Origin of the sequence: Streptomyces sp. NPDC127197 (assembly GCF_042672405.1) — a bacterium.
GTDB lineage: Bacteria > Actinomycetota > Actinomycetes > Streptomycetales > Streptomycetaceae > Streptomyces > Streptomyces flavusporus.
On the sequence record NZ_JBHXVG010000003.1, the window covers coordinates 1 to 25,589 of the forward strand.

Annotated in this window: 21 protein-coding genes and 2 rRNA genes; 17 read left to right on the forward strand and 6 right to left on the reverse strand. The window is 71.9% G+C overall.

All coding sequences use genetic code 11. From position 1 onward, the window contains the following. Both ACFVJQ_RS05120 and rrf read left to right on the forward strand, forming a co-directional pair. Nucleotides 1–74: ribosomal RNA gene (locus tag ACFVJQ_RS05120) — 23S ribosomal RNA — on the forward strand; the annotation flags it as partial. 105 nt (nt 75–179) lie between these two features. Beyond that, nucleotides 180–296, forward strand: a 5S ribosomal RNA gene (gene rrf, locus ACFVJQ_RS05125). A 437-nt stretch (nt 297–733) separates the two neighbouring features. On the opposite strand, the gene ACFVJQ_RS05130 is transcribed toward rrf, so the two are convergent. Further along, a complete protein-coding gene (locus ACFVJQ_RS05130; protein WP_385781665.1) occupies nt 734–1,483 on the reverse strand; it encodes a hypothetical protein in 750 nt (249 codons plus the stop codon). Nucleotides 1,484–1,543: 60 nt separating this feature from the next. Between ACFVJQ_RS05130 and ACFVJQ_RS05135 the strand changes: the two genes are divergently transcribed. Then, the gene (locus tag ACFVJQ_RS05135; protein ID WP_385516800.1) at nt 1,544–2,266 is read left to right on the forward strand and encodes a hypothetical protein; all 723 of its coding nucleotides are present in this window, start codon (nt 1,544–1,546) and stop codon (nt 2,264–2,266) included. A 54-nt stretch (nt 2,267–2,320) separates the two neighbouring features. On the opposite strand, the gene ACFVJQ_RS05140 is transcribed toward ACFVJQ_RS05135, so the two are convergent. Further along, a complete protein-coding gene (locus ACFVJQ_RS05140) occupies nt 2,321–3,613 on the reverse strand; it encodes a DUF1015 domain-containing protein (protein WP_385781038.1) in 1,293 nt (430 codons plus the stop codon). A gap of 73 nt (nt 3,614–3,686) precedes the next feature. Here ACFVJQ_RS05140 and ACFVJQ_RS05145 point away from each other — a divergent pair, with 73 nt between their 5' ends. The 4 genes from ACFVJQ_RS05145 to ACFVJQ_RS05160 all read left to right on the forward strand — a co-directional run bounded on the left by ACFVJQ_RS05145 (nt 3,687) and on the right by ACFVJQ_RS05160 (nt 7,738). Next, nucleotides 3,687–4,715 carry an HAD hydrolase-like protein gene (locus ACFVJQ_RS05145; protein WP_385781040.1) on the forward strand — a complete coding sequence of 343 codons (1,029 nt, stop codon included), beginning with the start codon at nt 3,687–3,689 and terminating at the stop codon, nt 4,713–4,715. A 70-nt stretch (nt 4,716–4,785) separates the two neighbouring features. After that, nucleotides 4,786–5,829, forward strand: coding sequence for a FecCD family ABC transporter permease (locus ACFVJQ_RS05150; RefSeq protein ID WP_385516766.1), 1,044 nt, complete (start codon nt 4,786–4,788; stop codon nt 5,827–5,829). Next, entirely contained in the window at nt 5,826–6,872 is a 1,047-nt protein-coding gene (locus ACFVJQ_RS05155; RefSeq protein ID WP_385781043.1) for a FecCD family ABC transporter permease, read from the forward strand. The genes ACFVJQ_RS05150 and ACFVJQ_RS05155 overlap by 4 nt, the downstream gene beginning before the upstream one ends. Beyond that, nucleotides 6,869–7,738, forward strand: a complete 870-nt coding sequence (locus tag ACFVJQ_RS05160) for an ABC transporter ATP-binding protein (protein WP_385516770.1) — start codon at nt 6,869–6,871, stop codon at nt 7,736–7,738. The genes ACFVJQ_RS05155 and ACFVJQ_RS05160 overlap by 4 nt, the downstream gene beginning before the upstream one ends. Here the strand turns inward: ACFVJQ_RS05160 and ACFVJQ_RS05165 are convergent. Further along, a complete protein-coding gene (locus ACFVJQ_RS05165; protein WP_385516771.1) occupies nt 7,722–8,069 on the reverse strand; it encodes an SCP2 sterol-binding domain-containing protein in 348 nt (115 codons plus the stop codon). The two genes, ACFVJQ_RS05160 and ACFVJQ_RS05165, sit on opposite strands and share 17 nt — an antisense overlap. A gap of 42 nt (nt 8,070–8,111) precedes the next feature. Here ACFVJQ_RS05165 and ACFVJQ_RS05170 point away from each other — a divergent pair, with 42 nt between their 5' ends. From ACFVJQ_RS05170 to ACFVJQ_RS05195, 6 genes are all read left to right on the forward strand, one after another. Further along, nucleotides 8,112–8,396: a hypothetical protein gene (locus ACFVJQ_RS05170; protein ID WP_385262115.1), complete on the forward strand. Its 285-nt coding sequence runs from the start codon at nt 8,112–8,114 to the stop codon at nt 8,394–8,396. A 7-nt stretch (nt 8,397–8,403) separates the two neighbouring features. Then, nucleotides 8,404–9,219, forward strand: a complete 816-nt coding sequence (locus ACFVJQ_RS05175) for a TlyA family RNA methyltransferase (protein ID WP_385781049.1) — start codon at nt 8,404–8,406, stop codon at nt 9,217–9,219. Then, nucleotides 9,216–10,121, forward strand: coding sequence for an NAD kinase (locus tag ACFVJQ_RS05180; protein ID WP_224738600.1), 906 nt, complete (start codon nt 9,216–9,218; stop codon nt 10,119–10,121). Before ACFVJQ_RS05175 ends, ACFVJQ_RS05180 begins: the two co-directional genes overlap by 4 nt. Nucleotides 10,122–10,286: 165 nt before the next feature. Then, entirely contained in the window at nt 10,287–12,005 is a 1,719-nt protein-coding gene (gene recN, locus ACFVJQ_RS05185) for a DNA repair protein RecN (RefSeq protein ID WP_385781638.1), read from the forward strand. 2 nt (nt 12,006–12,007) lie between these two features. Further along, nucleotides 12,008–12,748: a hypothetical protein gene (locus ACFVJQ_RS05190; RefSeq protein WP_385781052.1), complete on the forward strand. Its 741-nt coding sequence runs from the start codon at nt 12,008–12,010 to the stop codon at nt 12,746–12,748. Between the two features lie 175 nt (nt 12,749–12,923). Continuing rightward, complete coding sequence (locus ACFVJQ_RS05195) at nt 12,924–14,060, forward strand: glycosyltransferase family 4 protein (RefSeq protein ID WP_385781055.1); 1,137 nt, start codon at nt 12,924–12,926, stop codon at nt 14,058–14,060. Between the two features lie 15 nt (nt 14,061–14,075). Here ACFVJQ_RS05195 and ACFVJQ_RS05200 read toward each other — a convergent pair whose 3' ends face one another. The 3 genes from ACFVJQ_RS05200 to ACFVJQ_RS05210 form a co-directional block, all read right to left on the reverse strand. After that, complete coding sequence (locus ACFVJQ_RS05200) at nt 14,076–15,785, reverse strand: PucR family transcriptional regulator (RefSeq protein ID WP_385781058.1); 1,710 nt, start codon at nt 15,783–15,785, stop codon at nt 14,076–14,078. Between the two features lie 75 nt (nt 15,786–15,860). After that, nucleotides 15,861–17,237, reverse strand: a complete 1,377-nt coding sequence (locus ACFVJQ_RS05205; RefSeq protein WP_385781061.1) for an FAD-binding oxidoreductase — start codon at nt 17,235–17,237, stop codon at nt 15,861–15,863. 87 nt (nt 17,238–17,324) lie between these two features. Then, complete coding sequence (locus ACFVJQ_RS05210) at nt 17,325–19,127, reverse strand: glycoside hydrolase family 15 protein (protein ID WP_385516780.1); 1,803 nt, start codon at nt 19,125–19,127, stop codon at nt 17,325–17,327. 510 nt (nt 19,128–19,637) lie between these two features. On the opposite strand from ACFVJQ_RS05210, the gene ACFVJQ_RS05215 reads away from it, so the two are divergent. From ACFVJQ_RS05215 to ald, 4 genes are all read left to right on the forward strand, one after another. Further along, entirely contained in the window at nt 19,638–21,305 is a 1,668-nt protein-coding gene (locus tag ACFVJQ_RS05215; protein ID WP_385781641.1) for a CTP synthase, read from the forward strand. 129 nt (nt 21,306–21,434) lie between these two features. Continuing rightward, on the forward strand, nt 21,435–22,061 hold the full coding sequence (locus ACFVJQ_RS05220; RefSeq protein ID WP_385516782.1) for an NUDIX domain-containing protein: 627 nt from the start codon (nt 21,435–21,437) through the stop codon (nt 22,059–22,061). Between the two features lie 173 nt (nt 22,062–22,234). Next, nucleotides 22,235–24,301, forward strand: a complete 2,067-nt coding sequence (locus ACFVJQ_RS05225; RefSeq protein WP_385516784.1) for a tetratricopeptide repeat protein — start codon at nt 22,235–22,237, stop codon at nt 24,299–24,301. Nucleotides 24,302–24,430: 129 nt separating this feature from the next. Then, a complete protein-coding gene (gene ald / locus ACFVJQ_RS05230; protein ID WP_385262093.1) occupies nt 24,431–25,555 on the forward strand; it encodes an alanine dehydrogenase in 1,125 nt (374 codons plus the stop codon). Nucleotides 25,556–25,589: the final 34 nt, after the last annotated feature.

Here is a 25,589-nt window from a genome sequence, read left to right on the forward strand (position 1 = left end):
GGTTGATAGGCCGGATATGGAAGCACGGCAACGTGTGGAGTTGACCGGTACTAATAGGCCGAGGGCTTGTCCTCAGTTGCTCGCGTCCACTGTGTCAGTTCTGAGGCAACGAACAGTTGCCGGCTTTGAGTCGAACAGACAATTGAAGAGTGTGCTTGTTCGCTCGAAACCAATAGGGTTTCGGTGGTCATAGCGTGAGGGAAACGCCCGGTCACATTCCGAACCCGGAAGCTAAGCCTCACAGCGCCGATGGTACTGCAGGGGGGACCCTGTGGGAGAGTAGGACACCGCCGAACAATCTTTGAAGGACCCCTGGTCACCAGCGTTCAGCTGGGACCAGGGGTCCTTTTGTTTTTTCCAGAGCGCGCGGCGTACGTGGCTGCGCGAGAATGACTTGCGGTACCGAAGACAGGAGTCACCGATGTCCACCAACTCTCCCGAGGACCGACCGGAGCGCGACCAGCGGCGACGGGATGGTGGGGAGCGCGGCGACCGAGGCGGCTACCGCGGCGATCGTGGTGACCGCGGTGACCGCGGCGGTTTCCGGCGGGACAACGACCGTGGCGGATACGGCCGGCGCGACGATCGCCGTGGTGACGACCGGGGTGGGCGTGGTGGCTTCCGGCGCGATGACCGCCGCGATGACCGGCGGGATGATCGCCGTGACGACAGGCGCGATGACCGCCGTGACAGTGACCGGGGCGGATACGGCCGGCGTGACAGTGACCGTGGATCACGTCCGTCCTTCCAGCGCGGTGACCGTGACCGTGGGCCGCGTCGGGACGACCGTGGAAGCCGTCCCGGTGGCTTCCGTCGGGACGACCGCGGTGACCGCCCGGCTTTCCGTCGGGAGGACGACCGTGGTGACCGTCCTTCCTTCCGTCGGGATGATGACCGTGGCGGATACGGCCGACGCGACGATCGGCGTGGTGATGACCGTGGTGATCGTGGTGGTTTCCGCCGTGATGACCGCCGTGATGACCGCCGTGATGACCGCCGTGATGTCCGTCGGGACGACCGCCGCGATGACCGGCGCGATGTCCGGCGTGACAGTGACCGCGGTGGATACGGCCGACGCGATGACCGGCGCGATGACCGTCGGGACGACCGCCGCGATGACCGTCGGGACGACCGCCGCGATGACCGGCGCGATGTCCGGCGTGACAGTGACCGCGGTGGATACGGCCGACGCGATGACCGGCGGGACGACCGCCGCGATGACCGGCGCGATGACCACCGTGACGACCGCGACCGTGGCTTCCGGCGGGATGAGCGGGGGGACCGAGGTGAGCGCGGTGGGTTCCGGCGGGACGACCGTCGGGGCGAGGGCCGCGGGGAGCGCGGTGGCTACGGGCGCCGCGACGACAGCCGGGGTGAGCGCGGCGGGTACCGGGGTCGGGACGACCGTGGTGGGCGTGGTGCGCCGCGTAGGGACGACCGTGGTGGCCGCCCCGGTGGCTTCCGTGGCCGCGACGACCGGCACGGTGGCGGTGGCGGCCGGTTCCGTGAGGAGCGGGACCGTGACCGTGAGCCGATCAAGCGGCTGCCGATCCCCGAGGACGTGACCGGCGACGAGATCGACAAGGACGTACGGCAGGAGCTGCAGAGCCTGCCGAAGACGCTCGCGGACGATGTCGCCAAGAACCTGGTGATGGTTGCCCGGCTCATCGATGAGGACCCCGAGGCGGCGTACGGCTACTCGAAGGTCGCCCTGCGGCTGGCCTCGCGCGTGGCGGCCGTTCGGGAAGCGGCCGGGTTCGCGGCGTACGCGAACCAGAAGTACAGCGAGGCGCTGGCCGAGTTCCGTGCGGCGCGGCGTATGACCGGCAACGTCGATCTGTGGCCCGTCATGGCCGACTGCGAGCGGGGCCTGGGACGGCCGGAGAAGGCGCTCGACATGGCCGGCGCGCCCGAGGTGCACAAGCTCGACAAGGCCGGGCAGGTGGAGATGCGGCTGGTCGCGGCCGGTGCCCGGCGTGACATGGGGCAGCTCGACGCGGCCATCGTGACGCTGCAGAGCCCCGAGCTGGCCTCCAGCTCCGTACAGCCGTGGACCGCGCGGCTGCGGTACGCCTACGCGGACGCACTGCTCGCGGCCGGGCGGGAGCGAGAGGCGCGGGAGTGGTTCGCGAAGGCCGTCGAGGCGGACCGGGACGGCAGCACGGATGCCTCGGACCGGCTTGCCGAGCTGGATGGCGTGGAGTTCGTCGACGCTCTCGACGAGAGTGAGCAGCGCGACGAGAGCGAGGGCGGCGACAAGCACTGACGTGCCCGAATGAAGGGGGCGGGACCCGGACATGGGTCCCGCCCCCTTCGTATGTCAGATGTCCAGTGCGCGCAGCACCAGCCCGGACGCCGGTTTCGGGCCGAACGACGTCGACTTGCGGGGCATCGTGACGCCTTGGCGGGCGAGGTCCCGTACGACTTCCTCGCGGACGGGGTGCATCAGTACGGCCGTGCCGCCGTCGCGTTCCGCCTTGGTGACCGTGGCGGACGCGTCGTGGATGTAGGCGATGTGCGCGGGGGAGTCCTCGGGGATGTGCCAGACGTGGGCGAGGAGTGTGGCGTGCAGGACCGTGGCGTCGAGGGTGCGCCATGCGGTGGGGCGGTCGGTGGGGACCGTACGGGAGAGCAGGTCCGGGTCCGGGCGGTCCACCAGGTGGAAGGCGCCGTCGCCGGCCAGGAGGAAGGCGTTGCCGGCGGCCGCCGCGTCGCCGAGCGCGGCGAGCGCCTCGGCCAGCGGTGCGTCGAGGCGGCGTACGCGGAACCGGCCGTAGAGGGCGGCGAGGGCGTCGGCCACCGGCAGTCCGTGCAGGAGGCGGTGGATGGCGCGGACGCGCAGGGGGTAGCGGGCGGTGTCGACCAGCAGGACCAGGCCGTAGTCCCAGGGGCTGGGGGACGGGTGTTCGGCGCGCAGCAGGCAGTAGGTGGCCCAGCGGTGGTGGCCGTCGGCGATCAGGGCCTGGTGGTGGGCGAGGGCGGACTGGATCCGGGCCACGTCGCCGGGGTCCGTGACGGACCAGAGGCGGTGGCTGAAGCCGTCCTCCGTGGTCGTGGCGAGCAGAGGGGGCTTCTCGGCTGTGCGTTCCACGACTTCGGTCGTGGCGGCCGCCGGGCCGTTGCCTCGGTAGGTCAGGAGGAGGGGCTCGAGGTTCGCGGAGGTGGCGCGCATCAGGGCCGCTCGGTCGGCGACGATGTGCGGCATGACGTCCTCGTGCGGCAGGACCACGCCCTCCGCCGGATCCGAGACCCGCAGGGCGCCGATGAGCCCGCGCTGGAGCATTCCGTTGCCGTCGTGCTGTTCGTAGACGTAGAGGCCGGGCTCCGGGTCGGGGGTGAGGACTCCGTCGGTGAGCCAGCGGTGCAGGGTGTCCGCGGCCTGTGCGTTGCGGGCGGTGGGGGTGGCGGCCTCGGGGAGAATCAGGCGGACGATGTTGTGCGGGTCGGCCGACTGCAGATGGTGCAGGCCGTCCGGGCGTACGACGACGTCGTACGGAGGGGATGTCACGGCGGCCAGGCTGCCGACCCGGTCGGGGTCGTAGCGGAGCCCTCGGAACGGGGTGAGTTCCAGGCCTCGGCGCGTCGTTGCTTCCGGGTGACCTGCTGTGTTCATCTCGGCATCGTACGTGTGTCGGCGGCATGGGGGATGATCGGGGGAAAGACGCCGAACCGAGGAGAGATGCGGAATGAGCCAGGGGGTCAGGACCAGGCCCGAGGGCTGTGGGCAGGCGCTCAGCGAGGCGTACGACACGGCGCTGCTCGACCTGGACGGAGTGGTGTACGCGGGCGGGAACGCGATCGTGCACGCGGTCGACTCGCTCGGTGCGGCCCGGGCGGGCGGGATGCATCTCGCGTACGTCACCAACAACGCGCTGCGGACCCCGGACACCGTGGCCGCGCATCTGACCGCACTGGGCATACCCACGACGGCCTCGGACGTGATCACTTCGGCGCAGGCGGTGGCACGGCTGATCGCCGAGCAGGTGCCGTCGGGAGCCCGGGTGCTGGTGATCGGAGGCGAGGGGCTGCGGGTGGCGCTGCGGGAGCGCGGGCTCGTTCCCGTCGAGTCGGCGGACGACGATCCGGCGGCGGTCGTGCAGGGGTTCGGCGGGCCGGAGTTGCCGTGGGGGCGCTTCAACGAGGCGTGCTACGCCATCGCGGCGGGCGTGCCGTGGTTCGCGTCGAACACCGACCTGACGATTCCGAGTGCCCGCGGGATCGCGCCGGGCAACGGCGCTGCCGTGGAGGTGGTGCGGATCGCGACCGGCGCCGAGCCGCAGATCGCGGGCAAGCCGCTGCCGCCGATGCACCGGGAGACGATCCTGCGCACGGGGGCGAAGCGGCCGCTGGTGGTGGGGGACCGGCTGGACACGGACATCGAGGGCGCCTTCAACGGCGAGGTCGACTCGCTGCTGGTGCTGACCGGCGTGACCGACGGCCCGCGGCTGCTCGCCGCGCCGCCGCAGCACCGGCCGACGTATGTCGACGCCGATCTGCGGGGGCTGCTCACCGGGCAGCCGGAGATCGCCGAGGCGGGCGACGGATTCCGGTGCGGAGGCTGGACGGCGACGGCAGGCGCGGAGCAGCTCGAACTCGACGGTGACGGCGAGCCCGTGGACGGGCTGCGCGCGCTGTGCGCGGCGGCCTGGACGGCGGCCGGTGAGGGGGTGTGCGAGCTGGACGGGGGGAAGGCGCTGGCGCGGCTGGGCCTGTGAGACGGGGTCAGCTCTTCCGTGCGCGGGATCGGAATCTTGATCCGATCAGAGGGTAGGCTAACCTAACCCCGTGTTGGTTGAAAGTCCTCCCGAACAGCGCGCGGACATCACCCCTGCGCCTCCAAACCGCCGGGTGATACGTGCCTTTGGGCTGCTCGTGGCCGTGGCGATCATGGTGCTCGTCGCGCTGGCGAGCATCGCGGTCGGCGCGAAGGAGCTGTCCCTGGAGCAGGTCTGGCACGGCCTGTTCGAGAACTCGGGGACGTACGGCGACGTCGTGGTCGACGAACGGATGTCCCGGACGGTCCTCGGGCTCCTCGCCGGCGCGGCGCTCGGCCTGTCCGGGGCGGTGCTGCAGGCGCTCACCCGTAATCCGCTGGCCGATCCCGGACTGCTCGGCATCAACGCGGGCGCGTCCGCAGCGGTCGTCACCGCCCTCACCTACTTCGGCGTGACGAGCCTGAGCGGCTATGTGTGGTTCGCGTTCTTCGGTGCGGCCGCGGTCGGGGCGCTCGTGTGGTTCCTGGGTGGCAGCCGGGGGGCCACGCCGGTCCGGCTCGCGCTGGCCGGCACCGCGATCAGCGCCGCGCTCTACGGCTATCTCCAGGCCGTGATGATCATGGATGATGCCGCGCTGGGCAAGATGCGCTTCTGGACGGTCGGTTCGCTGACCTCGGCGACCGACGAGACCATCACACAGGTGCTGCCCTTCTTCCTGGTCGGCTCGCTCCTCGCGCTCGCGCTCGCCCGGCCGCTGAACGCCATGGCCATGGGCGACGACACCGCCAAGGCCCTCGGCGCCAACCTCAACCGGACCCGGGCGCTGTCGATGCTCGCCGCCACCGTGCTGTGCGGGGCCGCGACCGCCGCCTGCGGGCCGATCGTGTTCGTCGGACTGATGGTTCCGCATGTCGTGCGGTCCTTCACCGGGCCGGACCTGCGCTGGATCCTGCCGTATGCGGCGATCCTGTCGCCCGTGCTGCTGCTCGGCGCGGATGTGCTCGGCCGGATCGTCGCCCGGCCCGCGGAGGTCCAGGTCGGCATCGTCACCGCGATCATCGGCGGGCCGGTCTTCATCTTTCTCGTACGACGGCGGAGGACGGCCCAGCTGTGAAGACCAACCGTGCCAACCGTGCCGTGCGCACGCCGGGCGGGCTGTCCGTGCGCCTGGACGTCCGGACCCTCACCGTCGTCCTCCTGCTGCTGCTCGCCGCGCTCGCCGCGAGCGTCGTGCTGATCGGCACCGGCGACTTCCCGATCCCGGCCGGCGACGTGCTCAAAACCCTGGTCGGGAACGGCGATGCCGGTCAGGAGTTCATCGTCAACGAGCTGCGGCTGCCGCGGGTCCTGGTCGCGCTGCTGGTCGGCGCCTCGCTGGGCCTCGGCGGTGCGCTGTTCCAGTCGATCTCCCGCAATCCGCTGGGCAGCCCGGACGTGCTCGGCCTCGGTCAGGGGGCGACGGCCGGTGCGCTCGTCATGATCGTGCTGTTCTCCGGGAGCGCGAACGCCGTCACCCTCGGCGCGCTGGTGGGCGGTCTGGGGACCGGGCTCGCCATCTACGTACTGGCCTGGAAGCAGGGCGTGCACGGCTATCGGCTGGTCCTGGTCGGTATCGGTGTGTCCGCCGTCGTCACGGCCGTCAACGGCTATCTGCTGACCAAGGCCGACATCGTCGACGCGGCCCGCGCCGTGGTCTGGATGACCGGGTCGCTCAGCGGCCGGGACTGGGACCAGGTCTGGCCGCTGCTCGCGCTGTGCGCCGTCCTCGTACCGCTCGTGATGGCCAATGCACGCGGGCTGCGGATGCTGGAGATGGGCGACGACGTCTCGTACGCCCTCGGGGTGCGCGTCGAGCGCGTACGGCTGCTGCTGATGGTGGCCGCCGTCCTGCTCACCGCCGCGGCCACCGCCGCCGCCGGCCCCGTCAGCTTCGTCGCGCTCACCGCGCCGCAGCTCGCCCGCCGCCTGACCCGCTCGCCCGGCCCGAACCTGCTGCCGTCCCTGTGCATGGGCGCCGCCCTGCTGGTCACCGCCGACTGGATCTCGCAGCGCGTCTTCGGCGCCGACCAGCTGCCCGTGGGCGTGGTCACCGGCGTGCTCGGCGGTGTCTACCTGCTGTGGCTGCTGGTCACCGAGCGCAGGGCGGGCCGGATATGAACGCGAGCAGCAGCACCGAGCTGAACAACACAAGGAGCACCGTGAACCGCCTGACCGCCGAGAGCGTCACCCTCGCCTACGACCAGCGCGTCATCGCCGAGGAATTGTCGGTGGAGATCCCCGACAACTCCTTCACCGTGATCGTCGGTCCGAACGCCTGTGGCAAGTCGACGCTGCTGCGCGCGCTGTCGCGGATGCTCAAGCCCAGCCAGGGCCGGGTGCTGCTGGACGGGCAGGTCATCCAGTCGATGCCCGCGAAGAAGGTCGCCCGGACCCTCGGCCTGCTGCCCCAGTCGTCGATCGCGCCGGACGGGATCACGGTCGCCGACCTCGTGGGCCGCGGCCGCTATCCGCACCAGGGGCTCCTGCGCCAGTGGTCGACCGAGGACGAGCGGATCGTGCAGGAGTCCATGGCGCAGACCGGGGTCGCGGAGCTTGCGGATCGTTATGTCGACGAGTTGTCGGGTGGTCAGCGCCAGCGTGTCTGGATCGCGATGGCGCTCGCCCAGCAGACGCCGTTGCTGCTGCTCGACGAGCCGACGACATACCTGGACATCCAGCACCAGATAGATGTCCTCGACCTGTGCGCCGAGCTGCACGAGGAGCAGGGCCGCACCCTGGTGGCCGTCCTGCACGACCTCAACCACGCCGCCCGGTACGCCACGCACCTCATCGCGCTGCGCGGCGGCGAGGTGATCGCCGAGGGGGCGCCGAACGCCATCGTCACCGCCGAGCTGGTGGAGGAGGTCTTCGGGCTGCGCTGCCAGGTCATCGACGACCCGGAGACCGGGACCCCGCTCGTGGTGCCGGCGGCGCGCAAGGCCCGGGCGAAAGCCCCGGCCGTGGCGGCTACAGAAGCTTCCTGAGGCGGAACAGGTCGAACAGGCTCGCCTCCAGCTTCACCCGGCCCGAGCCCCAGGCCTTCGCGAAGTTCAGCTCGCCGTCCACGAGCGCCACCAGGTCGTCGCCGGCCAGGGTGAGCCGGATCTGCGCCTTCTCGCGCGCCCGTCCGCGGAGCGTGTCGTGCACCTTGATCCGGCCGTCCTCGAGGCGGCCGACGAAGGTGATGTCCAGGTCGGTGATGCGGCAGCTCACCGAGCGGTCCAGGGCAGCGGCCGCGCGGACGTCGCCCTCGGCGTCCTGCATGTTGTCCGAGAGCTTCTCCAGTGCGGCGCGGCACTCCTCGATCGTGGCCATAGCGATCGACGGTACCCCAGCGCTTCGCGGTAGCGTCGGGGCATGAACGACTCGGTTCCGCAGACGGAGATCCCTCAGGAGGCGGCGCCGGCGCAGCCCGAGTACGACCCCGCCGCCCCCGCCCCGCTCGAGGTGCCCCGCACCCCCACCGGCAACCCCGAGGTCGACGCACAGCTGGAGCGGCTGGCCGACGCCGACCACCTCGCCACCGACGGACACCTCGAGGTGTACGAGGATGTACATCGGGGGCTGCGCGACGCGCTCACCGCGCTCGACGCCCGCCCGGGACCTCCGGCGCCCCCGTCGACGTATGGGACTAGGAGCTGAACCGAACGTGGCAGGAGTCGCACGTCGCCGTCTGGATGCGGAGCTGGTCCGCCGCAAGCTTGCGCGCTCGCGTGAGCATGCCGGCCAGCTGATCGCCGCCGGGCGGGTCACCGTCGGCAGGACCGTCGCGACCAAGCCGGCCACGCAGGTGGAGACCGCGGCGGCCATCGTCGTCGCGGCCGACGACAACGACCCCGACTATGTGTCGCGGGGCGGCCACAAGCTCGCCGGCGCGCTGAAGGTGTTCGTCCCGCAGGGGCTCGTCGTCGAGGGGCGGCGGGCGCTGGACGCCGGTGCGTCCACCGGTGGCTTCACCGACGTGCTGCTGCGGGCGGGGGCCGCGCATGTCGTCGCCGTCGACGTCGGATACGGGCAACTCGCCTGGAGTCTGCAGAGCGATGAACGCGTCACGGTCAAGGACCGTACGAACGTACGCGAGTTGACGCTTGAGGCGATCGATGGGGAACCTGTGGATCTTGTGGTGGGGGATCTGTCCTTCATCCCCTTGGGACTGGTCCTGCCCGCACTGGTGCGATGCGTGCGGCCGGACGCCGATCTGGTGATGATGGTGAAGCCGCAGTTCGAGGTGGGCAAGGAGCGGCTGGGCAGCGGAGGAGTGGTACGGAGTCCGCAGTTGCGCGCCGAGGCCGTGTGCGCGGTGGCCGAGCGGGCCTGGGAGCTGGGGCTCGGGGTGAAGGGTGTGACGGCCAGTCCGTTGCCCGGGCCCTCGGGGAATGTCGAGTACTTTCTGTGGCTGCGGGCCGGGGCTCCCCGACTGGACCCGGCCGACGTTGACCGTGCAGTGGCGGAGGGGCCGCGTTGACACCGAACCGAGCTCGTACTGTTTTCCTGCTGGCCCACACCGGGCGACCCGCGGCGATCCGCAGCGCCGAGCTGGTGGTCAAGGGGCTGCTGCGGTCGGGGATCGGCGTCCGGGTGCTGGAGGCGGAGGCGCAGGATCTGCCCCTGCCGGACGAGGTGGAACTCGTCAAGGAGGCGACCCCGCAGTGCCTCGACGGGTGCGAGCTGCTCATCGTGCTCGGCGGTGACGGGACGCTGCTGCGGGGCGCGGAGTTCGCCCGGGCCTCCGGGGTGCCGATGCTCGGCGTCAACCTCGGGCGGGTCGGGTTCCTCGCCGAGGCCGAGCGGGACGATCTCGACAAGGTTGTCGACCGGGTGGTGACGCGGGCGTACGAGGTCGAGGAGCGGATGACCGTCGATGTCGTCGTGCTCAGCAACGGGGACATCGTGCACACCGACTGGGCGCTGAACGAGGCGGCCGTGCAGAAGGCGGGCGCCGAGAAGCTGCTCGAGGTCGTGCTCGAGATCGACGGGCGGCCGGTGACGGGGTTCGGGTGTGACGGGATCGTTCTGTCGACGCCCACCGGGTCGACCGCGTATGCGTTCTCCGCGGGGGGGCCTGTGGTGTGGCCCGAGGTGGAGGCGTTGTTGATGGTGCCGATCAGTGCGCATGCGCTGTTCGCGAAGCCGTTGGTGACGTCGCCGGACTCGGTGCTCGCCGTGGAGGTGCTGCCGCATATCCCGCCGGGGGTTCTGTGGTGCGACGGGCGGCGGACCGTGGAGTTGCCGCCCCGGGCGCGGGTCGAGGTGCGGCGGGGGGCTGTGCCGGTGCGGCTGGCTCGGCTGCATCATGCGTCGTTCACGGATCGGCTGGTGGCGAAGTTTGCGTTGCCGGTTTCCGGGTGGCGGGGGGCTCCGCATTAGCGGTTCGCCGCGGGGGTTCGGGTGCGTGGACGGCTGCGGGTTCGCTGTGGTTGATCGCGCAGTTCCCCGCGCCCCTGGGGGACGTGCACTCAGGTGAGTGACATGGGGGACCGGCGTCGCGCTTCAGGGGCTGAACCTCGTAAGGTCGTGTCCGTGTTGGAGGAGATGCGGATACGGTCACTCGGAGTCATCGACGATGCCGTCGTCGAGCTGTCGCCGGGGTTCACCGCGGTCACCGGTGAGACGGGTGCGGGCAAGACCATGGTGGTCACCAGCCTGGGGCTGTTGCTGGGTGGGCGTGCGGATCCGGCGCTCGTGCGGATCGGGGCGGGGAAGGCGGTCGTGGAGGGGCGGATCACTGTCCCCGACGACGCCTCGGTCGCCGTACGGGCCGAGGAGGCCGGGGCCGAGCTCGACGAAGGAGCGTTGCTGATCAGCCGTACCGTTTCCGCCGAGGGGCGGTCGCGGGCGCATCTGGGTGGGCGGTCGGTGCCCGTGGGGCTGCTGGCCGAGCTGGCCGACGAGCTGGTCGCCGTGCACGGGCAGACCGATCAGCAGGGGCTGCTGAAGCTGTCCCGGCAGCGGCAGGCACTGGACCGGTACGCCGGGGACGCGGTCGCCGTGCCGCTCGTCAAGTACACGGAGGCCTACCGGCGGCTGCGGGCCGTCTCCGCCGAGCTGGAGGAGATCACCACACGCGCGCGTGAGCGGGCCCAGGAAGCCGACATGCTGCGGTACGGGCTCGACGAGATCGCCGCTGTGGAACCGCGGGCCGGTGAGGACGTGGAGCTGGCCGAGGAGGCCGAGCGGCTCGGGCACGCGGAGGCGCTGGCGTCGGCCGCGGCCGCCGCGCATGCCGCGCTCGTGGGCAACCCGGAGGACCCCGAGGGCGTCGACGCCTCGACCCTCGTCGCGGGCGCGCACCGGGCACTGGAGGCCGTACGGTCCCACGATCCGGCGCTGGCCTCGCTGGCCGACCGGATCGGGGAGGTCGGGATCCTGCTGGGCGACGTGGCGGGGGAGCTGGCCGGGTACGCCGACGATCTGGACGCCGATCCGCTGCGGCTGGCCGCGGTCGAGGAGCGGCGGGCCGCGCTGACCGCGCTGACCCGGAAGTACGGCGAGGACATCAACGCCGTACTCGCTTATGCCGAGCAGGGCGCCGCGCGGCTCACCGAGCTCGACAGCGATGACGAGCGGATCGGGGAGCTGACCGCCGAACGGGATGCGCTGCGGACCGAACTGGGCGGGCTGGCGCAGGCGTTGACGGATGCGCGCACCGAGGCGGCGGAGCGGTTCGCCGGCGCAGTGACCGCCGAACTGGCGTCGCTGGCCATGCCGCACGCGCGCGTGTCGTTCTCGATCCGGCAGACCGAGGACCCGGAGGGCGTCGAGGTCGGCGGACGTGCGGTGGCGTACGGGCCGTCCGGTGTCGACGAGGTCGAGCTGCTGCTCGCGCCCCACCCGGGCGCGCCGCCCCGGCCCATCGCCAAGGGTGCGTCCGGCGGTGAGCTGTCCCGCGTGATGCTGGCCGTGGAGGTCGTGTTCGCGGGGACGGACCCCGTGCCGACGTATCTCTTCGACGAGGTGGACGCCGGCGTGGGCGGCAAGGCCGCGGTCGAGATCGGGCGGCGGCTGGCGCGGCTGGCGAAGACCGCGCAGGTCGTCGTGGTGACGCATCTGCCCCAGGTGGCCGCCTTCGCCGACCGGCAGTTGCTGGTCGAGAAGACGAACGACGGGTCGGTGACCCGGTCCGGCGTCAAGGTCCTGGAGGGCGAGGAGCGGATCCGGGAACTGTCGCGGATGCTGGCCGGGCAGGAGGACTCGCAGACGGCCCGGGCGCATGCGGAGGAGTTGCTGGAGACGGCCCGGGCGGACGTGTGACGGTGTCGAGGTCCACCTCCTTCGCCATCACGGCCGCCCTCACCCGCGCCGGACTCGCCGCCCTGCGGGCCACCGCGCCCGGTGGGCGGGAGCGGTGGGAGCGGAAGAACTACACCGGTAAGGCCGTGGAGTTGTACGCCGGACCCGCGGCCGCCCTCGCGGCGGCGGCCGGCGTCGGGCGAGTGCGTCCGCTCGCGGGGGCCGCCCTGGTGGCCGTCGGCGCCTGCGGGGCGTATGACGACGTCGCCGGGGATCACCGGCGCGGCTTCCGGGCGCATCTGGCGGCGCTGCGGGACGGTGAGGTCACCAGCGGTGCCGTCAAGCTGTTCGGGATCTCCGCGGCCGGGCTGCTCGTGGGCGCGGCGCTCAAGGAGCGGCCGCTGGACAAGGTGCTGGCCGGCGTCGTGATCGCCGGTGCCGCGCACTTCGTCAACCTCGTGGACGTACGGCCCGGGAGGGCTGCCGGAGCGGTCGTCGCACTCGCGGCGCCGGGGCTGCTGCGGAAGGGGCCGGGCGCGGACATGGCCGCCGTCACGATGGGGGCGGCTGCCGCGGTGCTGCCCGATGACCTGGGGGAGCGCGCGATGATCGGTGACACCGGCGCGCATGCGCTGGGAGCCGCCCTCGGGGCTGCTGTCGTTGCGGGCAACCGGCGAATCGGGCTGGTCGTCCACGCTGCGGCGGTCGTGGCCGCGGCGGTCTGCGGCGATCGGGTCAGCGAGCTGGCGAGGTCACTCGTGTGAGTGACTCGGGTCGCCGGGTTGTCTGCGGCCGAGGCGGTCGACGGGCCGTTGACGGCCGTATGTCCTGGCATGCTTGGGCGGGTACGCGAGGAAGCCGGGCGGTACACCCCCTCCGCACGATCCTTCTGTACGTTGCTTCGTGACCGTCCGACGCCGAACCAGGAGCCCCGGCCACGTGACCCCCGTGAGCAGCCCCTCACCGCACGGCCAGTCGCCGCTGCGCACCGTGCAGGTGTTGGGCGGAGGCAACGCCGGCAGCAGCGCACATGTGCGCTCTCTTGCCGCGGGGCTCGTCGCACGGGGCGTGCGGGTCACCGTGTGCGCCCCCCTCGATGCGGATCACACCTACGACTTCACCGGCGCCGGAGCCGAGCACGTCCATGTGCCGCGCAGCAGCGATCCCGCGTCCGTGGCCGTGCTGCGGGCGGCCTGCACGGGCGCCGACCTGGTGCACGCGCACGGACTGCACGCCTCCTTCCGGGCCGCGCTCGCCCTCGGCGGACGGCGCACCCCGCTGGTCGTCACCTGGCACAACCGCGCCCACGCCGAAGGGGCGCGCGCCCGCTTTCTGCGCCTGCTGGAGCGCCGGGTGGTCAAGGCCGCCGCGGTCGTGCTCGGGACCACGTCGGACCTCGTCGACCGGGCGCGCAGGGCGGGCGCCCGGGACGCCCGGCTCGCCGCCGTCGCCCTGCCCGGGCAGCGCACGCCCGTCGAGCGCGACGACCCCGACCGGCTGCGCCCCAAGATCCGGGCCGAACTCGGCGCCACCGGACGCCCGTTGCTGATGGCCGTCGGCTCCCTCGACCCGCAGCGCGGCTACGACGTCCTGCTGGACGCCTCGCGTGCCTGGCGTCGGCTCGATCCCGTGCCGCTGGTCGTCGTCGCGGGGGAGGGGCCGTTGCGTGCGGTGCTGCAGCGCCGGATCGAGGAGGAGGGGCTGCCGGTGCGGCTCATCGGGCGGCGTGACGACGTGGCCGAACTGCTCGCGTCCGCCGACCTCGCCCTGCTGCCGAGCCGGTGGGAGTCCCGGTCCGTGCTCGCGCAGGAGGCCCTGCACGCGCGCGTGCCGCTGGTCGCCACCTCGGTCGGCGGCATCCCCGAACTCGTCGGCGACTCCGCCGAACTCGTCCCGGCGGGAGATGCGGAGGCGTTCGCCGACGCCGTCGTACGGCTCCTCACCGATCCCGAACGGCGGGAGCAGCTCAAGGAGATGGGCCTGCGGCAGGCGGCCACCTGGCCGACCGAGGACGAGACCGTCGCCCAAGTCCTCAGCATCTACGACGAGTTGACGCAGGCCAGGCCATTCGCCTAGGGCCTGTCCGGCCGGTCAAGTCGCAGGAAAGTGACGGTGCCTCGGGTCCTGGCCGACGTGCCGGCGTGCCCGCAGTGCCAGGCTCAACGCCAGTACGGTCTGCGGGTCGTCGAGGTCGGTGCCCAGCAACTCGCCGATCCGGGCGAGGCGGTTGTAGAGCGTCTGGCGGTTGAGGTGCAGCTCGCGGGCCGTCTCCGCCTTGCGGCCCGCGTGTGCCAGGTACGTCTCCAGGGTGGGCAGCAGCGGGGGTTTGGAGCGGCGGTCGTGGTCCCGGACCGGGCCGATCGCGCGGTCCACGAAGGCCGCGAGGTCGGGATGGTCGCGCAGCCGCCACAGCAGCAGGTCGATGTCCAGGCGCCGGGCGTCGTACCAGGGACGGTCCGTGAGCCCCTGTGCCGCGGCGGCCGTCTCCGCCGCGTGCCGCAGCCCTGCCGACGCCGCCGCCCAGCCGCCGGCGACCCCGACGACCACGACCGGCGGCTGGGCTCCCGGCCGCTGCATCCCCGCCCGCTCCACCCCGGCCCGCAGCGCCGCCGCGACCCGGTCGGCGACCGCGGAGCGCTCCGACTCCGACCGCAGGCCGAGCAACAACGGGACACGGCCCTCGACCGGTCGTACGCCCAGCAGTACCGGAACCCCCACCGAGGCCAGCTCCTCCGCCACCGCCCGGGCCAGCACCGCCCAGCCGCCGCCGCTCCCGGCCCCGCTCGAACTGGCACTGCCCCCGTCCGGAGTCAGCGCGTCGCCCAGCCGCATCACCACCGGCAGCAGCGGGCCGGCGCCCGGCTTGAAGCCCAGGACACGCGCCTGCGCCGGGGCGTCCTGCGGGGTGATCCGGCCCTCGGCGAGGTCGGTGAGGAAGTCGCCCCGCCCACGCGCCGCCAGCTCCTCCTCCTGACGGGCCTGCATCAGGACCACGGCGAGGATGTCGGCGGCCCGCTCGGCTGCGATCCGGTGCACCGGCGCCAGGGGTGCGCGGACCGGCAGGAGCACGAGACGGGCCCGCACCGACCCCGTCCCCGGACCGCCCCCCGGCACGTCCACGAGCACCGACCCGGACGGCGGCGCGTCCTTGTGCTGGCCGCGCAGCCCCTCCCACACCTGGAGCGGTTCGGCACCCTCGGGCCCGGCCCCGGCGGCGTACAGGAGGCGGCCGTCGGAGGTCTCCAGGAAGACCGGGTTGCCGCTGAAGTCGGCCAGGATGCCGAGCACCTGCGGTACTCCGCCGCCGCCCAGCAGGGCCTCGGTGCAGCGCCGGTGCACCTCCTCCGCCTGCTGGAGCAGCGCGTAGTGGCCGTTGACGATCTCGGTGTGGATCTCCTCCGTGACCGTCACGAACGGCACCTCGCGGTGCAGCTGGACCAGCGGGAGCCCGGCCGCACGCGCGGTGTCGACCAGCGCGGCGGGCAGCCGGGTGAAGCGGGGGCCCAGCTCGACCACCAGGGCGGCGATGCCCCGCTCGGCCAGGGTGCGCACGAACGCCCGCTGGTCGGCCGGCCGGGTGCCCAGGCCGTAGCCGGTGGTCAGCAGCAGTTCGCCGCCCTTCAGCAGCGAGGCGATGTTCGGCACCTCGCCCGCGTGCACCCAGCGCACGGTCCGCTGCAGCCGGTCGGAGCCCGCGAGCACCTCGGGGAGCCCACTGCGCAGCCCGGGCAGCTCCAGCGCCCGCTGGACGGTGATGCCGGCGCCCTGGCTGTCGAATCGGTGGTCCGTGCGGCTGTCCATGCAGCGGACGCTACCTGCGCGAACGCTCCGGCGACATCTCCGAGCGGTTACGGCAACGATCACCTCGGAACCGGCCTACAGGGGCTTGATGTTGTGGTTGAAGCGGAAGACGTTGTCCGGGTCGTGGTGCCGCTTCAGTTCGCCCAGGCGCCGGATGTTCTCGGCGCCCAGTCCGGCCCGTACACGGTCCGTGCCCTCGTCGCCGATGAAGTTGAGGCAGACCGCTCCGGTGCTCCACGGCCGGACGTCGGCACAGGCGTCGCGGACCCACCGCATGCACCGCTCGTCGTCCGCCAGGTCCGCCCAGATGGCGAAGGGATGCACGGCCCAGGGCGCGTCCCGGTACGGCACCGGGTGGCCGGCCGGGCCCTCGGCGACCGCGCCGCCCAGCGGGAACAGCATGTGCCTGGTGCCGGTCGGCACGGGCAGGGAGTCTGCGCGGGCGCAGAAGACGTCCACGAACTCGTCGGGCGCGCCGGTCAGACACTCCGCCGACCAGTGGTTCCGCAGGCCGGGCGGGTCGTCGATCATGCACTGGAGGTCGGCGTACGGGATCGCGGTGACGAGCTCTGCCTCGTGCGGCAGCGCCAGCAGCGGCTCGGCCACCTTGCGCAGGTCCTCCTCGGCGCCCGCGTACGCCAGCAGCACACAGCACAGCAGCCTGCCGACCAGCCGTGGCGGTACGAAGTCCGCGCGCGGGCCGGTGAGGTGGATGACGGCGCCGCCCGCCTCCAGGGGGCCGGACTCGATGATGTCGCGGTAGGTGCGCACCGCCTCGGGGCCGAACTCCGGGAGGTACAGCACCAGGGCGATGGAGAACTCGGGTACCTCGTACAGCTTCAGGGTGAGGGCCGTGGCGATGCCGAAGTTGCCGCCGCCGCCGTGCAGGGCCCAGAACAGGTCCGGGTTCTCGTCGGCGTTGGCGTGGACCTGCTCTCCGTCCGCGGTGACCAGCTCGACGCCGAGCAGGTTGTCGACGGCCAGGCCGCAGGAGCGCTCCAGCCAGCCGCTGCCGCCGCCGAGGACGAAGCCGCCGACGCCGGTCGTCGAAGCCCGTCCGCCCGTCGTCGCCAGGCCGTACGGCTGCGTCGCGCGGTCCAGGTCGCGCATCGTGGCGCCGCCGCCGATCCGGACCGCCTCGGCTGCTGGATCGACGGTGACGTCGTGCATCCGGCGCAGGTCGACGACCAGTCCGGAGTCGTTCGTCCCCATGCCCGCGACGCTGTGACCGCCGCCGCGCACCGCGATGTTCAGGTCCAGGTCGCGTCCGAAGCGCACGGCCCGGACGACATCGGCCTCGTGCGCGCACTGCGCGATCACGGCCGGCCGGCGGTCGATCATGGTGTTGAACACGGCTCGGACGTCGTCGTAGCCCGGATCCCACGGGGCGAACACATCGCCGTCGAGATCGTCACGGAGCGCATCGAGGGCCGCGTGCGCCTTGGAGGACATGGCCGCCCCCTTCCGGCGAAGGGCGCATGCGCTTCCAGCCTAGGCCGGGGCGGCCCGTCGGTCCTCTCCGGCCTTCCGGCCGGGGGCTCAGCCCCCGTACGCCCCCGAGGCCGTCAGGCGCAGTGCCGTGTCGATGAGCGGGACGTGGCTGAAGGCCTGCGGGAAGTTGCCGACCTGGCGCTGCAGGCGCGGGTCCCACTCCTCGGCGAGCAGTCCGAGGTCGTTGCGCAGGGAGAGCAGCTTCTCGAACAGCTTGCGGGCCTCGTCGACGCGGCCGATCATCGCCAGGTCGTCCGCCATCCAGAACGAGCAGGCCAGGAAGGCGCCCTCGTCGCCGGGGAGACCGTCGACGCCCGCGTCCTCGCCCTGCGTCGGGTAGCGCAGGATGAAGCCGTCCGGCGTGGACAGCTCGCGCTGGATGGCCTCGATGGTGCCGATCACGCGCTTGTCGTCCGGCGGCAGGAAGCCCATCTGCGGGATCAGCAGCAGCGAGGCGTCCAGCTCCTTCGAGCCGTACGACTGCGTGAAGGTGTTCCGCTCCTTGTCGTAGCCCTTCTCGCACACGTCCCGGTGGATGTCGTCACGCAGCTCGCGCCAGCGCTCCAGCGGGCCGTCGGCGTCGCCGGACTCCAGCAGCTTGATCGTGCGGTCGACGGCGACCCACGCCATGACCTTGGAGTGTACGAAGTGGCGGCGCGGGCCGCGCACCTCCCAGATGCCCTCGTCCGGCTCCTGCCAGTGGTCCTCCAGGTAGCGGATCAGCTTCAGCTGGAGCAGCGAGGCGTAGTCGCTGCGGGCCAGGCCCGTCATGTGGGCCAAGTGCAGGGCCTCGGTGACCTCGCCGTACACGTCGAGCTGGAGCTGGTGTGCGGCGCCGTTGCCGACCCGTACCGGCGCGGAGTTCTCGTAGCCGGGCAGCCAGTCCAGCTCTGCCTCGCCCAGCTCGCGCTCGCCGGCGATGCCGTACATGATCTGCAGGTTCTCGGGGTCGCCGGCGACCGCGCGCAGCAGCCACTCGCGCCAGGCGCGGGCCTCCTCGCGGTAGCCGGTGCGCAGCAGCGAGGACAGGGTGATCGCGGCGTCCCGCAGCCAGGTGTAGCGGTAGTCCCAGTTGCGTACGCCGCCGATCTCCTCCGGCAGTGAGGTCGTGGGCGCCGCGACGATGCCGCCCGTGGGCGCGTACGTCAGGGCCTTCAGCGTGATCAGCGAGCGGATCACCGCCTCGCGGTACGGGCCGTGGTACGTACAGTGCTCCACCCACTCGCGCCAGAAGTCCTCCGTCGCCTCCAGCGACTGCTCCGGCTCCGGCAGCGGCGGGGGCTCGCGGTGCGAGGCCTGCCACGAGATGGTGAACGCGATCCGGTCGCCCGGCGCGACCGTGAAGTCGGCGTACGTCGTCAGCGCCCTGCCGTACGTCTCGGCGGATGTGTCGAACCACACAGAGTCCGGGCCCGCGACCGCGACCGTGCGCCCGTCGTGCTTGTGCACCCACGGGACGATCCGGCCGTAGGAGAACCGCATCCGCAGCGCCGAGCGCATCGGCACCCGGCCCGAGACGCCCTCCACGATCCGGATCAGCTGCGGCGCGCCGTCCCTGGGGGGCATGAAGTCGATCACGCGGACCGTGCCGCGCGGGGTGTCCCACTCCGACTCGAGGATCAGCGAGTCACCGCGGTAGCCGCGCCGGGCCGCCGTCGGGGGCTCGGCGTCGGCCGCGTGCGCAGGGCCGATCCGCCAGAACCCGTGCTCTTCGGTGCCCAGCAGACCGGCGAAGATGGCATGCGAGTCGAAGCGGGGCAGGCACAGCCAGTCGACTGTGCCGTCCCGGCAGACCAGGGCAGCGGTCTGCATGTCTCCGATGAGTGCGTAGTCCTCGATACGCCCGGCCACGTGCAACTCCAGTCGAACGGCCACGTCGCCCCACAGGGGGCTTTCGCTAAAGCGGTCAGGGGGTTGTTGTAATGCGTCGTTGAACTGTGAAGTAAAACCGTCGCTCTGCCCAGAGGCAAAACGACCGTCGTCGCTCAACGAACTGACGAGCTCTTGTTGTTCCGGTGCGTACGGGCGGGGGTGGTGCCGTGGTGCCGGCGGGCTCGGCAGCGAGTGTCCGAGCAGGATACGACGCACGTAGATGAACTGCGTGCCGCTCCGGGCAACGCACGTGCGCCGAACGAGTGAGCACCGGGTGAGAAACGCGTGAGCAGTACGTGTCCGTGGCGGGCCGTGCGCGGAGCGTGGCCGGGCGCCATCGGGCCGTGGCGCTGATACCCTGGTAGCCCGTGGACCGGTGGGCAAGAAACCCCCGAACCGCAGCGACGGCTCCTCCAGAAAACCCGGGATCTCCGGGCCGGACAGCCGCACCGCACTCCAGAACGCGACCACGGGAGCCTCCTCTTGGCCATGCCGCCCGCTGCTTTTCGAAACAGCACAGCCACGACGACCAAGCACATCTTCGTCACCGGGGGTGTCGCCTCCTCGCTCGGCAAGGGCCTGACCGCCTCCAGCCTGGGCATGCTGCTCAAGGCCCGGGGCCTGCGTGTCGTGATGCAGAAGCTCGACCCGTACATCAACGTCGACCCGGGCACGATGAACCCCTTCCAGCACGGTGAGGTGTTCGTCACCAACGACGGCGCCGAGACCGATCTGGACATCGGCCACTACGAGCGCTTCCTCGACCGCGACCTGGACGGCTCCGCCAACGTCACCACGGGTCAGGTCTACTCGACGGTGATCGCCAAGGAGCGCCGCGGCGAGTACCTGGGCGACACCGTTCAGGTCATCCCGCACATCACCAACGAGATCAAGAACCGCATCCGCCGCATGGCCGCCGAGGACGTGGACGTCGTCATCACCGAGGTCGGCGGCACGGTCGGCGACATCGAGTCGCTGCCGTTCCTGGAGACCGTCCGCCAGGTCCGTCATGAGGTCGGCCGCGACAACGTCTTCGTCGTGCACATCTCGCTCCTGCCGTACATCGGCCCCTCGGGAGAGCTGAAGACGAAGCCGACCCAGCACTCGGTTGCGGCCCTGCGCAACATCGGTATCCAGCCGGACGCCATCGTGCTGCGCTGCGACCGCGAGGTGCCGACCGCGATCAAGCGGAAGATCTCGCTGATGTGCGACGTCGACGAGGCCGCGGTCGTCGCCTGCCCCGACGCGCCCTCCATCTACGACATCCCCAAGGTCGTGCACTCCGAGGGCCTGGACGCCTACGCCGTCCGCCGCCTCGACCTGCCGTTCCGCGACGTGGACTGGACGACCTGGGACGACCTGCTCGACCGCGTCCACAACCCGCAGCACGAGATCAGCCTCGCCCTCGTCGGCAAGTACATCGACCTGCCCGACGCCTACCTCTCGGTCACCGAGGCGCTGCGCGCGGGCGGCTTCGCCAACAAGACCCGCGTCAAGATCAAGTGGGTCGCCTCCGACGACTGCAGGACGCCGGCCGGCGCCGCCGAGCAGCTCTCCGACGTGGACGCGATCTGCATCCCCGGCGGCTTCGGCGACCGCGGCGTCTCCGGCAAGGTCGGCGCCATCCAGTACGCCCGCGAGAACAAGATCCCGCTGCTCGGCCTCTGCCTCGGCCTGCAGTGCATCGTGATCGAGGCGGCCCGCAACCTCGCCGACATCGCCGACGCGAACTCGACGGAGTTCGACGCGGCGACGGCCCACCCCGTCATCTCCACCATGGCCGAACAGCTCGACATCGTCGCGGGCGAGGGCGACATGGGCGGCACGATGCGCCTCGGCATGTACCCGGCCAAGCTCGCCGAGGGCTCCATCGTGCGTGAGGTGTACGACGGCAAGGAGTATGTCGAGGAGCGGCACCGGCACCGCTACGAGGTGAACAACGCCTACCGCTCCGAGCTGGAGAAGAAGGCGGGCATCCTCTTCTCGGGCACCTCGCCGGACGGCAAGCTCGTCGAGTACGTGGAGTACCCGCGCGAGGTCCACCCCTACCTGGTCGCCACCCAGGCGCACCCGGAGCTGCGCTCGCGGCCGACCCGGCCGCACCCGCTCTTCGCCGGGCTCGTGAAGGCCGCGGTCGAGCGGAAGAATTCGAAGTAACACACCAGTTGTACGGTGGCCGGGGTGCATACCTTCAAAGGTGGGCACCCCGGTTTTCTCTTGTACGCCGGTTTCTCTTGTACGGGGATTCTCTGGTACGGGGATTCTTTGCACGTGGAAGGACAGGGCATGACGATCAAGGACATCCCGGAGGAGTGGGAGATCCGGGCTACGGACACCCCCTTCGTGGGCAACAAGACCTCCGTCCGCATCGACGACGTGGTCATGCCCGACGGCACCGTCGTACGCCGCGACTACCAGGTGCACCCGGGCTCGGTGGCGGTCCTCGCCCTCGACGAGGCCGACCGCGTGCTCGTCCTGCGCCAGTACCGCCACCCCGTGCGCCACAAGCTCTGGGAGATCCCGGCCGGGCTGCTCGACGTCCCGGGCGAGAACCCGCTGCACGCCGCCCAGCGCGAGCTCTACGAGGAAGCGCACGTCAAGGCCGAGGACTGGCGGGTGCTGACCGACGTCTACACCACGCCCGGCGGCTGCGACGAGGCCGTGCGGATCTTCCTGGCCCGGGGCCTGTCCGACGCCGACGGCGAGCGCTTCGAGGTCGAGGACGAGGAGGCCGACATGGAGCTCGCGCGTGTGCCGGTCGAGGAGCTCGTCCGTGGCGTGCTGGCCGGCGAGCTGCACAACACCTGCCTCGTCGTGGGCGTCTTCTCGCTCGTCGCCGCCCGGCAGGGCGACGGCCTCGACGCGCTGCGCCCGGCGCAGGCGCCGTGGCCCGCGCGTCCCTTCGAGTCCTGAACGCGCACAGGGCGCCTGCGGTGTCCCCCGGTGTGACGATCGCCTGATCCGATCGGGGGACGTCCCCGCCGTGCTCCACACGGTCCGTCGCAGAGCGTGAACTAGGCTCTGTAAGCGCCCGAACCGGAGTCCCGGCGGGATGTGTGCGGTGCGGTGGGACGGGAGTGTGGCCCGTGACGGATCAGGCGGTGGACACGGACGGCGTGCAGGTGTCGGGGCGCACGTCGGCGGAGAGCCAGTTCCTGGGCCGCACACGGGAGTTGAAGGAGCTGCGCGCCGACATCGAGCGTGCGGGACTGGACACCCTCTCCGGCCGGAAGGCACCACGCGCGCGGGTGCTCCTCATCGCGGGCAGACCCGGCTCCGGTCGTACGGCGCTGGCCGAGGAGCTGGTACGTCAGGTCGCGGAGCGTTACCCCGACGGGGTACTGCGGGCCCGGCTCAGCGAACCCGACGGCACCCCCGTCCCCACCGAGCGCACTGCCCGCGAACTGCTGTCCGCCCTGGACCTGCCGACCCCGCCCGGCGCCGCCGAGGACGACCTCGCGGCGGCGCTCCGCGAGGCCCTGACCGACCGCCGGGCCCTGCTCCTGCTGGACGACGCGGCCGACGCCGGGCAGGTCGACGCCCTGCTGCCGGACACCCCGGACTGCCTGGTCGTCGCCGTCTCCCAGGGCCCGCTGACCGGGATCTCGGACGTCCGCCCCTGCACCCTCGGCGGCCTCGACACCAAGTCCGCCGTCGAGCTGCTGTCCCGGCTCACCGGCTCCGTCCGGATCACCGTCGACCCGCGGGCGGCCGAAGGGCTCGTCGAGGAGTGCCAGGCCCAGCCGACCGCGCTGACGCTGGCCGGGGGCTGGCTCGCAGCCCGCCCCAAGGCGGCCGTCGCCGACCTCGCCAAGCAGCTGCGTGCCGAGGGCGACGAGGGGGCCCCGCTCGGCCGGGTCTTCCGGCTCGTGTACGCGTCCCTGCCGGGCCCCGCCGCCCGGATACTGCGACTGCTCACCCTGGCCCCGACCGGGTACGTCGACCCGCACACCGCCTCCGCGCTCGCCGGCTGTTCGGTCAGCGGCGCCCGCAGCACCCTGGACGACCTCGTCGCCGTCGGTCTGCTGCGGCCGGTGGACTCGCCGCTGCCGCAGTACGAGGTGCCGGGCTGTCTGCACCCCTTGCTGCGCGATCGCATCGAGGCTCAGGACCGCCCCGCCGAGCTCCAGCTGGCCCGCGCCCGGATGCTGGAGCGGACGGTCCGGCTGCTGCAGTCGTGCCGGGCCATCACCGAGACCGACAGCCCGCAGGCGCGCGAGAAGCTGCTCGGCATGCCGCGCTCCCTGCGCTTCCCCAGCCCCCGCGCGGCCGCCGACTGGTTGCGCATCCGCAAGCCGGCCCTGCTCGCCGCGGCCCGGCTGGCGGTCGCCGACGGGGAGCTGGACACGCTGGCCAGGCGTTTGATGTCCCAGCTGGTGCGGGCGATGGTGGCCCACTTCGGCATGCAGGCGGCGGCGCCCGACCTGTACGGCATCCACGGCCTCGTCCTCGATGTGGCCGAGCGCCAGGACCTGCCCCGCGAGCAGGCCGCCGCGCTGCTGAACCTCGGCGACCTGGACGCCCAGACCGGCCGCACGGCCGACGCGCTGACCCGCTACCGGGCCGCCCTGGACGCCGGCCGCCGGGCGAACGACCCGTATGCGACCGGACGCGCGATGGAATCCGTAGGCGGCGCACACCAGGAGCTCGGCGATCACGACCGGGCCGCCGACTGGTTCGGCCGGGCCCTCGCCGAGCGCCTGGCCCGCGACGAGCGCGCGGAGGCCGCCCGGCTGTACGGCCGTATCGCCACCGCACACACCTACGCGGGCCGCTACGGCGAGGCGCAGCGGCACTGGCGTGCCGCGATGGCCGGGTACCGCAAGCTGGGCGATGTGGCCGCCCACGCGCGGGCGTTGAGCGAACTGGCGCGGGTCCAGGAGTACGCGGGGCGGCCCGAGGAGTCGCTGCGCACCTGCCAGGAGGCCATCGAGTGGGCGCGCCGCGCGGAGGACGTACGACTGCAGGCCGCGCTGCACCTGCGGCTCGCCGACACCCTGGACCACCTCGGTGACTCCACGGCCGCTCTGCTGCACCGCAAGGCGGCGGAGCGCATGCTGGGGGAAGAGATGCAGGAGGGCGATACGCGAGATCCAGCCATGGAACAAGACGCTAATGCCTGCGAAATCCGTAGTACATCCGCTGAAGATTGATGCAATGAAAGGCTAGACAGCGGGAACGCCTTCATTAGACTGGCTCTGCCGCACGTTCTCCTGCGGTGTCTCCCGGTGTGCCCTGAACATCCGGGTATGTCGCGTACTACACCCTCTGAGTCAAGGACCGTGATCGACGTGAAGGTCGGCATCCCCCGCGAGGTCAAGAACAACGAGTTCCGGGTGGCCATCACCCCCGCCGGCGTGCACGAGCTGGTGCGCAACGGCCACCAGGTCGTCATCGAGCGCGGCGCCGGCGTCGGCTCCTCGATCCCGGACGCCGAGTACCTGGCCGCCGGCGCGCAGATCCTCGACACCGCCGACGAGGTGTGGGCCACCGCCGACCTGCTGCTGAAGGTCAAGGAGCCCATCGCCGAGGAGTACCACCGCCTCCGCAAGGACCAGACGCTCTTCACCTACCTGCACCTGGCCGCCTCCAAGGAGTGCACCGACGCCCTGCTGGAGTCCGGCACGACGGCGATCGCCTACGAGACCGTCGAGCTGCCGAGCCGCGCGCTGCCGCTGCTCGCCCCGATGTCCGAGGTCGCGGGCCGGCTCGCCCCGCAGGTCGGCGCCTACCACCTGATGCGCGCGGGCGGCGGCCGCGGTGTGCTGCCCGGCGGCGTCCCGGGTGTGCCGGCGGGGAAGGCCGTCGTCATCGGCGGTGGCGTCTCCGGCTGGAACGCCGCGCAGATCGCCATCGGCATGGGCTTCCACGTGACCCTGCTCGACCGGGACATCAACAAGCTCAAGGAGGCGGACAAGGTCTTCGGCACGAAGATCCAGACCGTCGTCTCCAACGCCTTCGAGCTCGAGAAGGCCTGCCTCGAGGCCGACCTCGTGATCGGCGCCGTCCTCATCCCGGGCGCCAAGGCCCCGAAGCTGGTCACCAACGAGCTGGTCTCCCGGATGAAGGCGGGAAGTGTCCTTGTCGACATCGCGATCGACCAGGGCGGCTGCTTCGAGGACTCCCGCCCCACCACGCACGCCGAGCCGACCTTCAAGGTCCACGAGTCGGTCTTCTACTGCGTCGCCAACATGCCCGGCGCCGTGCCCAACACGTCCACCTACGCGCTGACCAACGCCACGCTGCCGTACATCGTCGAGCTGGCCAACCGCGGCTGGGTCGAGGCGCTGCGCCGCGACCCCGCGCTCGCCAAGGGCCTCAACACCCATGACGGCAAGGTCGCTTACCGCGAGGTCGCCGAGGCGCACGGCCTGGAGCACGTGGAGCTGGAGTCCCTGCTCGGCTGAGCCGGCGGCACGGCTCGGACCAGGGCGTAGGCCC

Bases quoted from the DNA above. Each gene is read 5' to 3' on its own strand.
- ACFVJQ_RS05145 (WP_385781040.1), top strand. From the start codon at position 3,687: ATGAGCCAGGGGGTCAGGACCAGGCCCGAGGGCTGTGGGCAGGCGCTC.
- ACFVJQ_RS05160 (WP_385516770.1), top strand. From the start codon at position 6,869: ATGAACGCGAGCAGCAGCACCGAGCTGAACAACACAAGGAGCACCGTG.
- ACFVJQ_RS05170 (WP_385262115.1), top strand. From the start codon at position 8,112: ATGAACGACTCGGTTCCGCAGACGGAGATCCCTCAGGAGGCGGCGCCG.
- ACFVJQ_RS05165 (WP_385516771.1), bottom strand. From the start codon at position 8,069: ATGGCCACGATCGAGGAGTGCCGCGCCGCACTGGAGAAGCTCTCGGAC.
- ACFVJQ_RS05215 (WP_385781641.1), top strand. From the start codon at position 19,638: ATGCCGCCCGCTGCTTTTCGAAACAGCACAGCCACGACGACCAAGCAC.
- ACFVJQ_RS05220 (WP_385516782.1), top strand. From the start codon at position 21,435: ATGACGATCAAGGACATCCCGGAGGAGTGGGAGATCCGGGCTACGGAC.
- ACFVJQ_RS05200 (WP_385781058.1), bottom strand. From the start codon at position 15,785: ATGGACAGCCGCACGGACCACCGATTCGACAGCCAGGGCGCCGGCATC.
- recN (WP_385781638.1), top strand. From the start codon at position 10,287: ATGCGGATACGGTCACTCGGAGTCATCGACGATGCCGTCGTCGAGCTG.
- ACFVJQ_RS05205 (WP_385781061.1), bottom strand. From the start codon at position 17,237: ATGTCCTCCAAGGCGCACGCGGCCCTCGATGCGCTCCGTGACGATCTC.
- ACFVJQ_RS05140 (WP_385781038.1), bottom strand. From the start codon at position 3,613: ATGAACACAGCAGGTCACCCGGAAGCAACGACGCGCCGAGGCCTGGAA.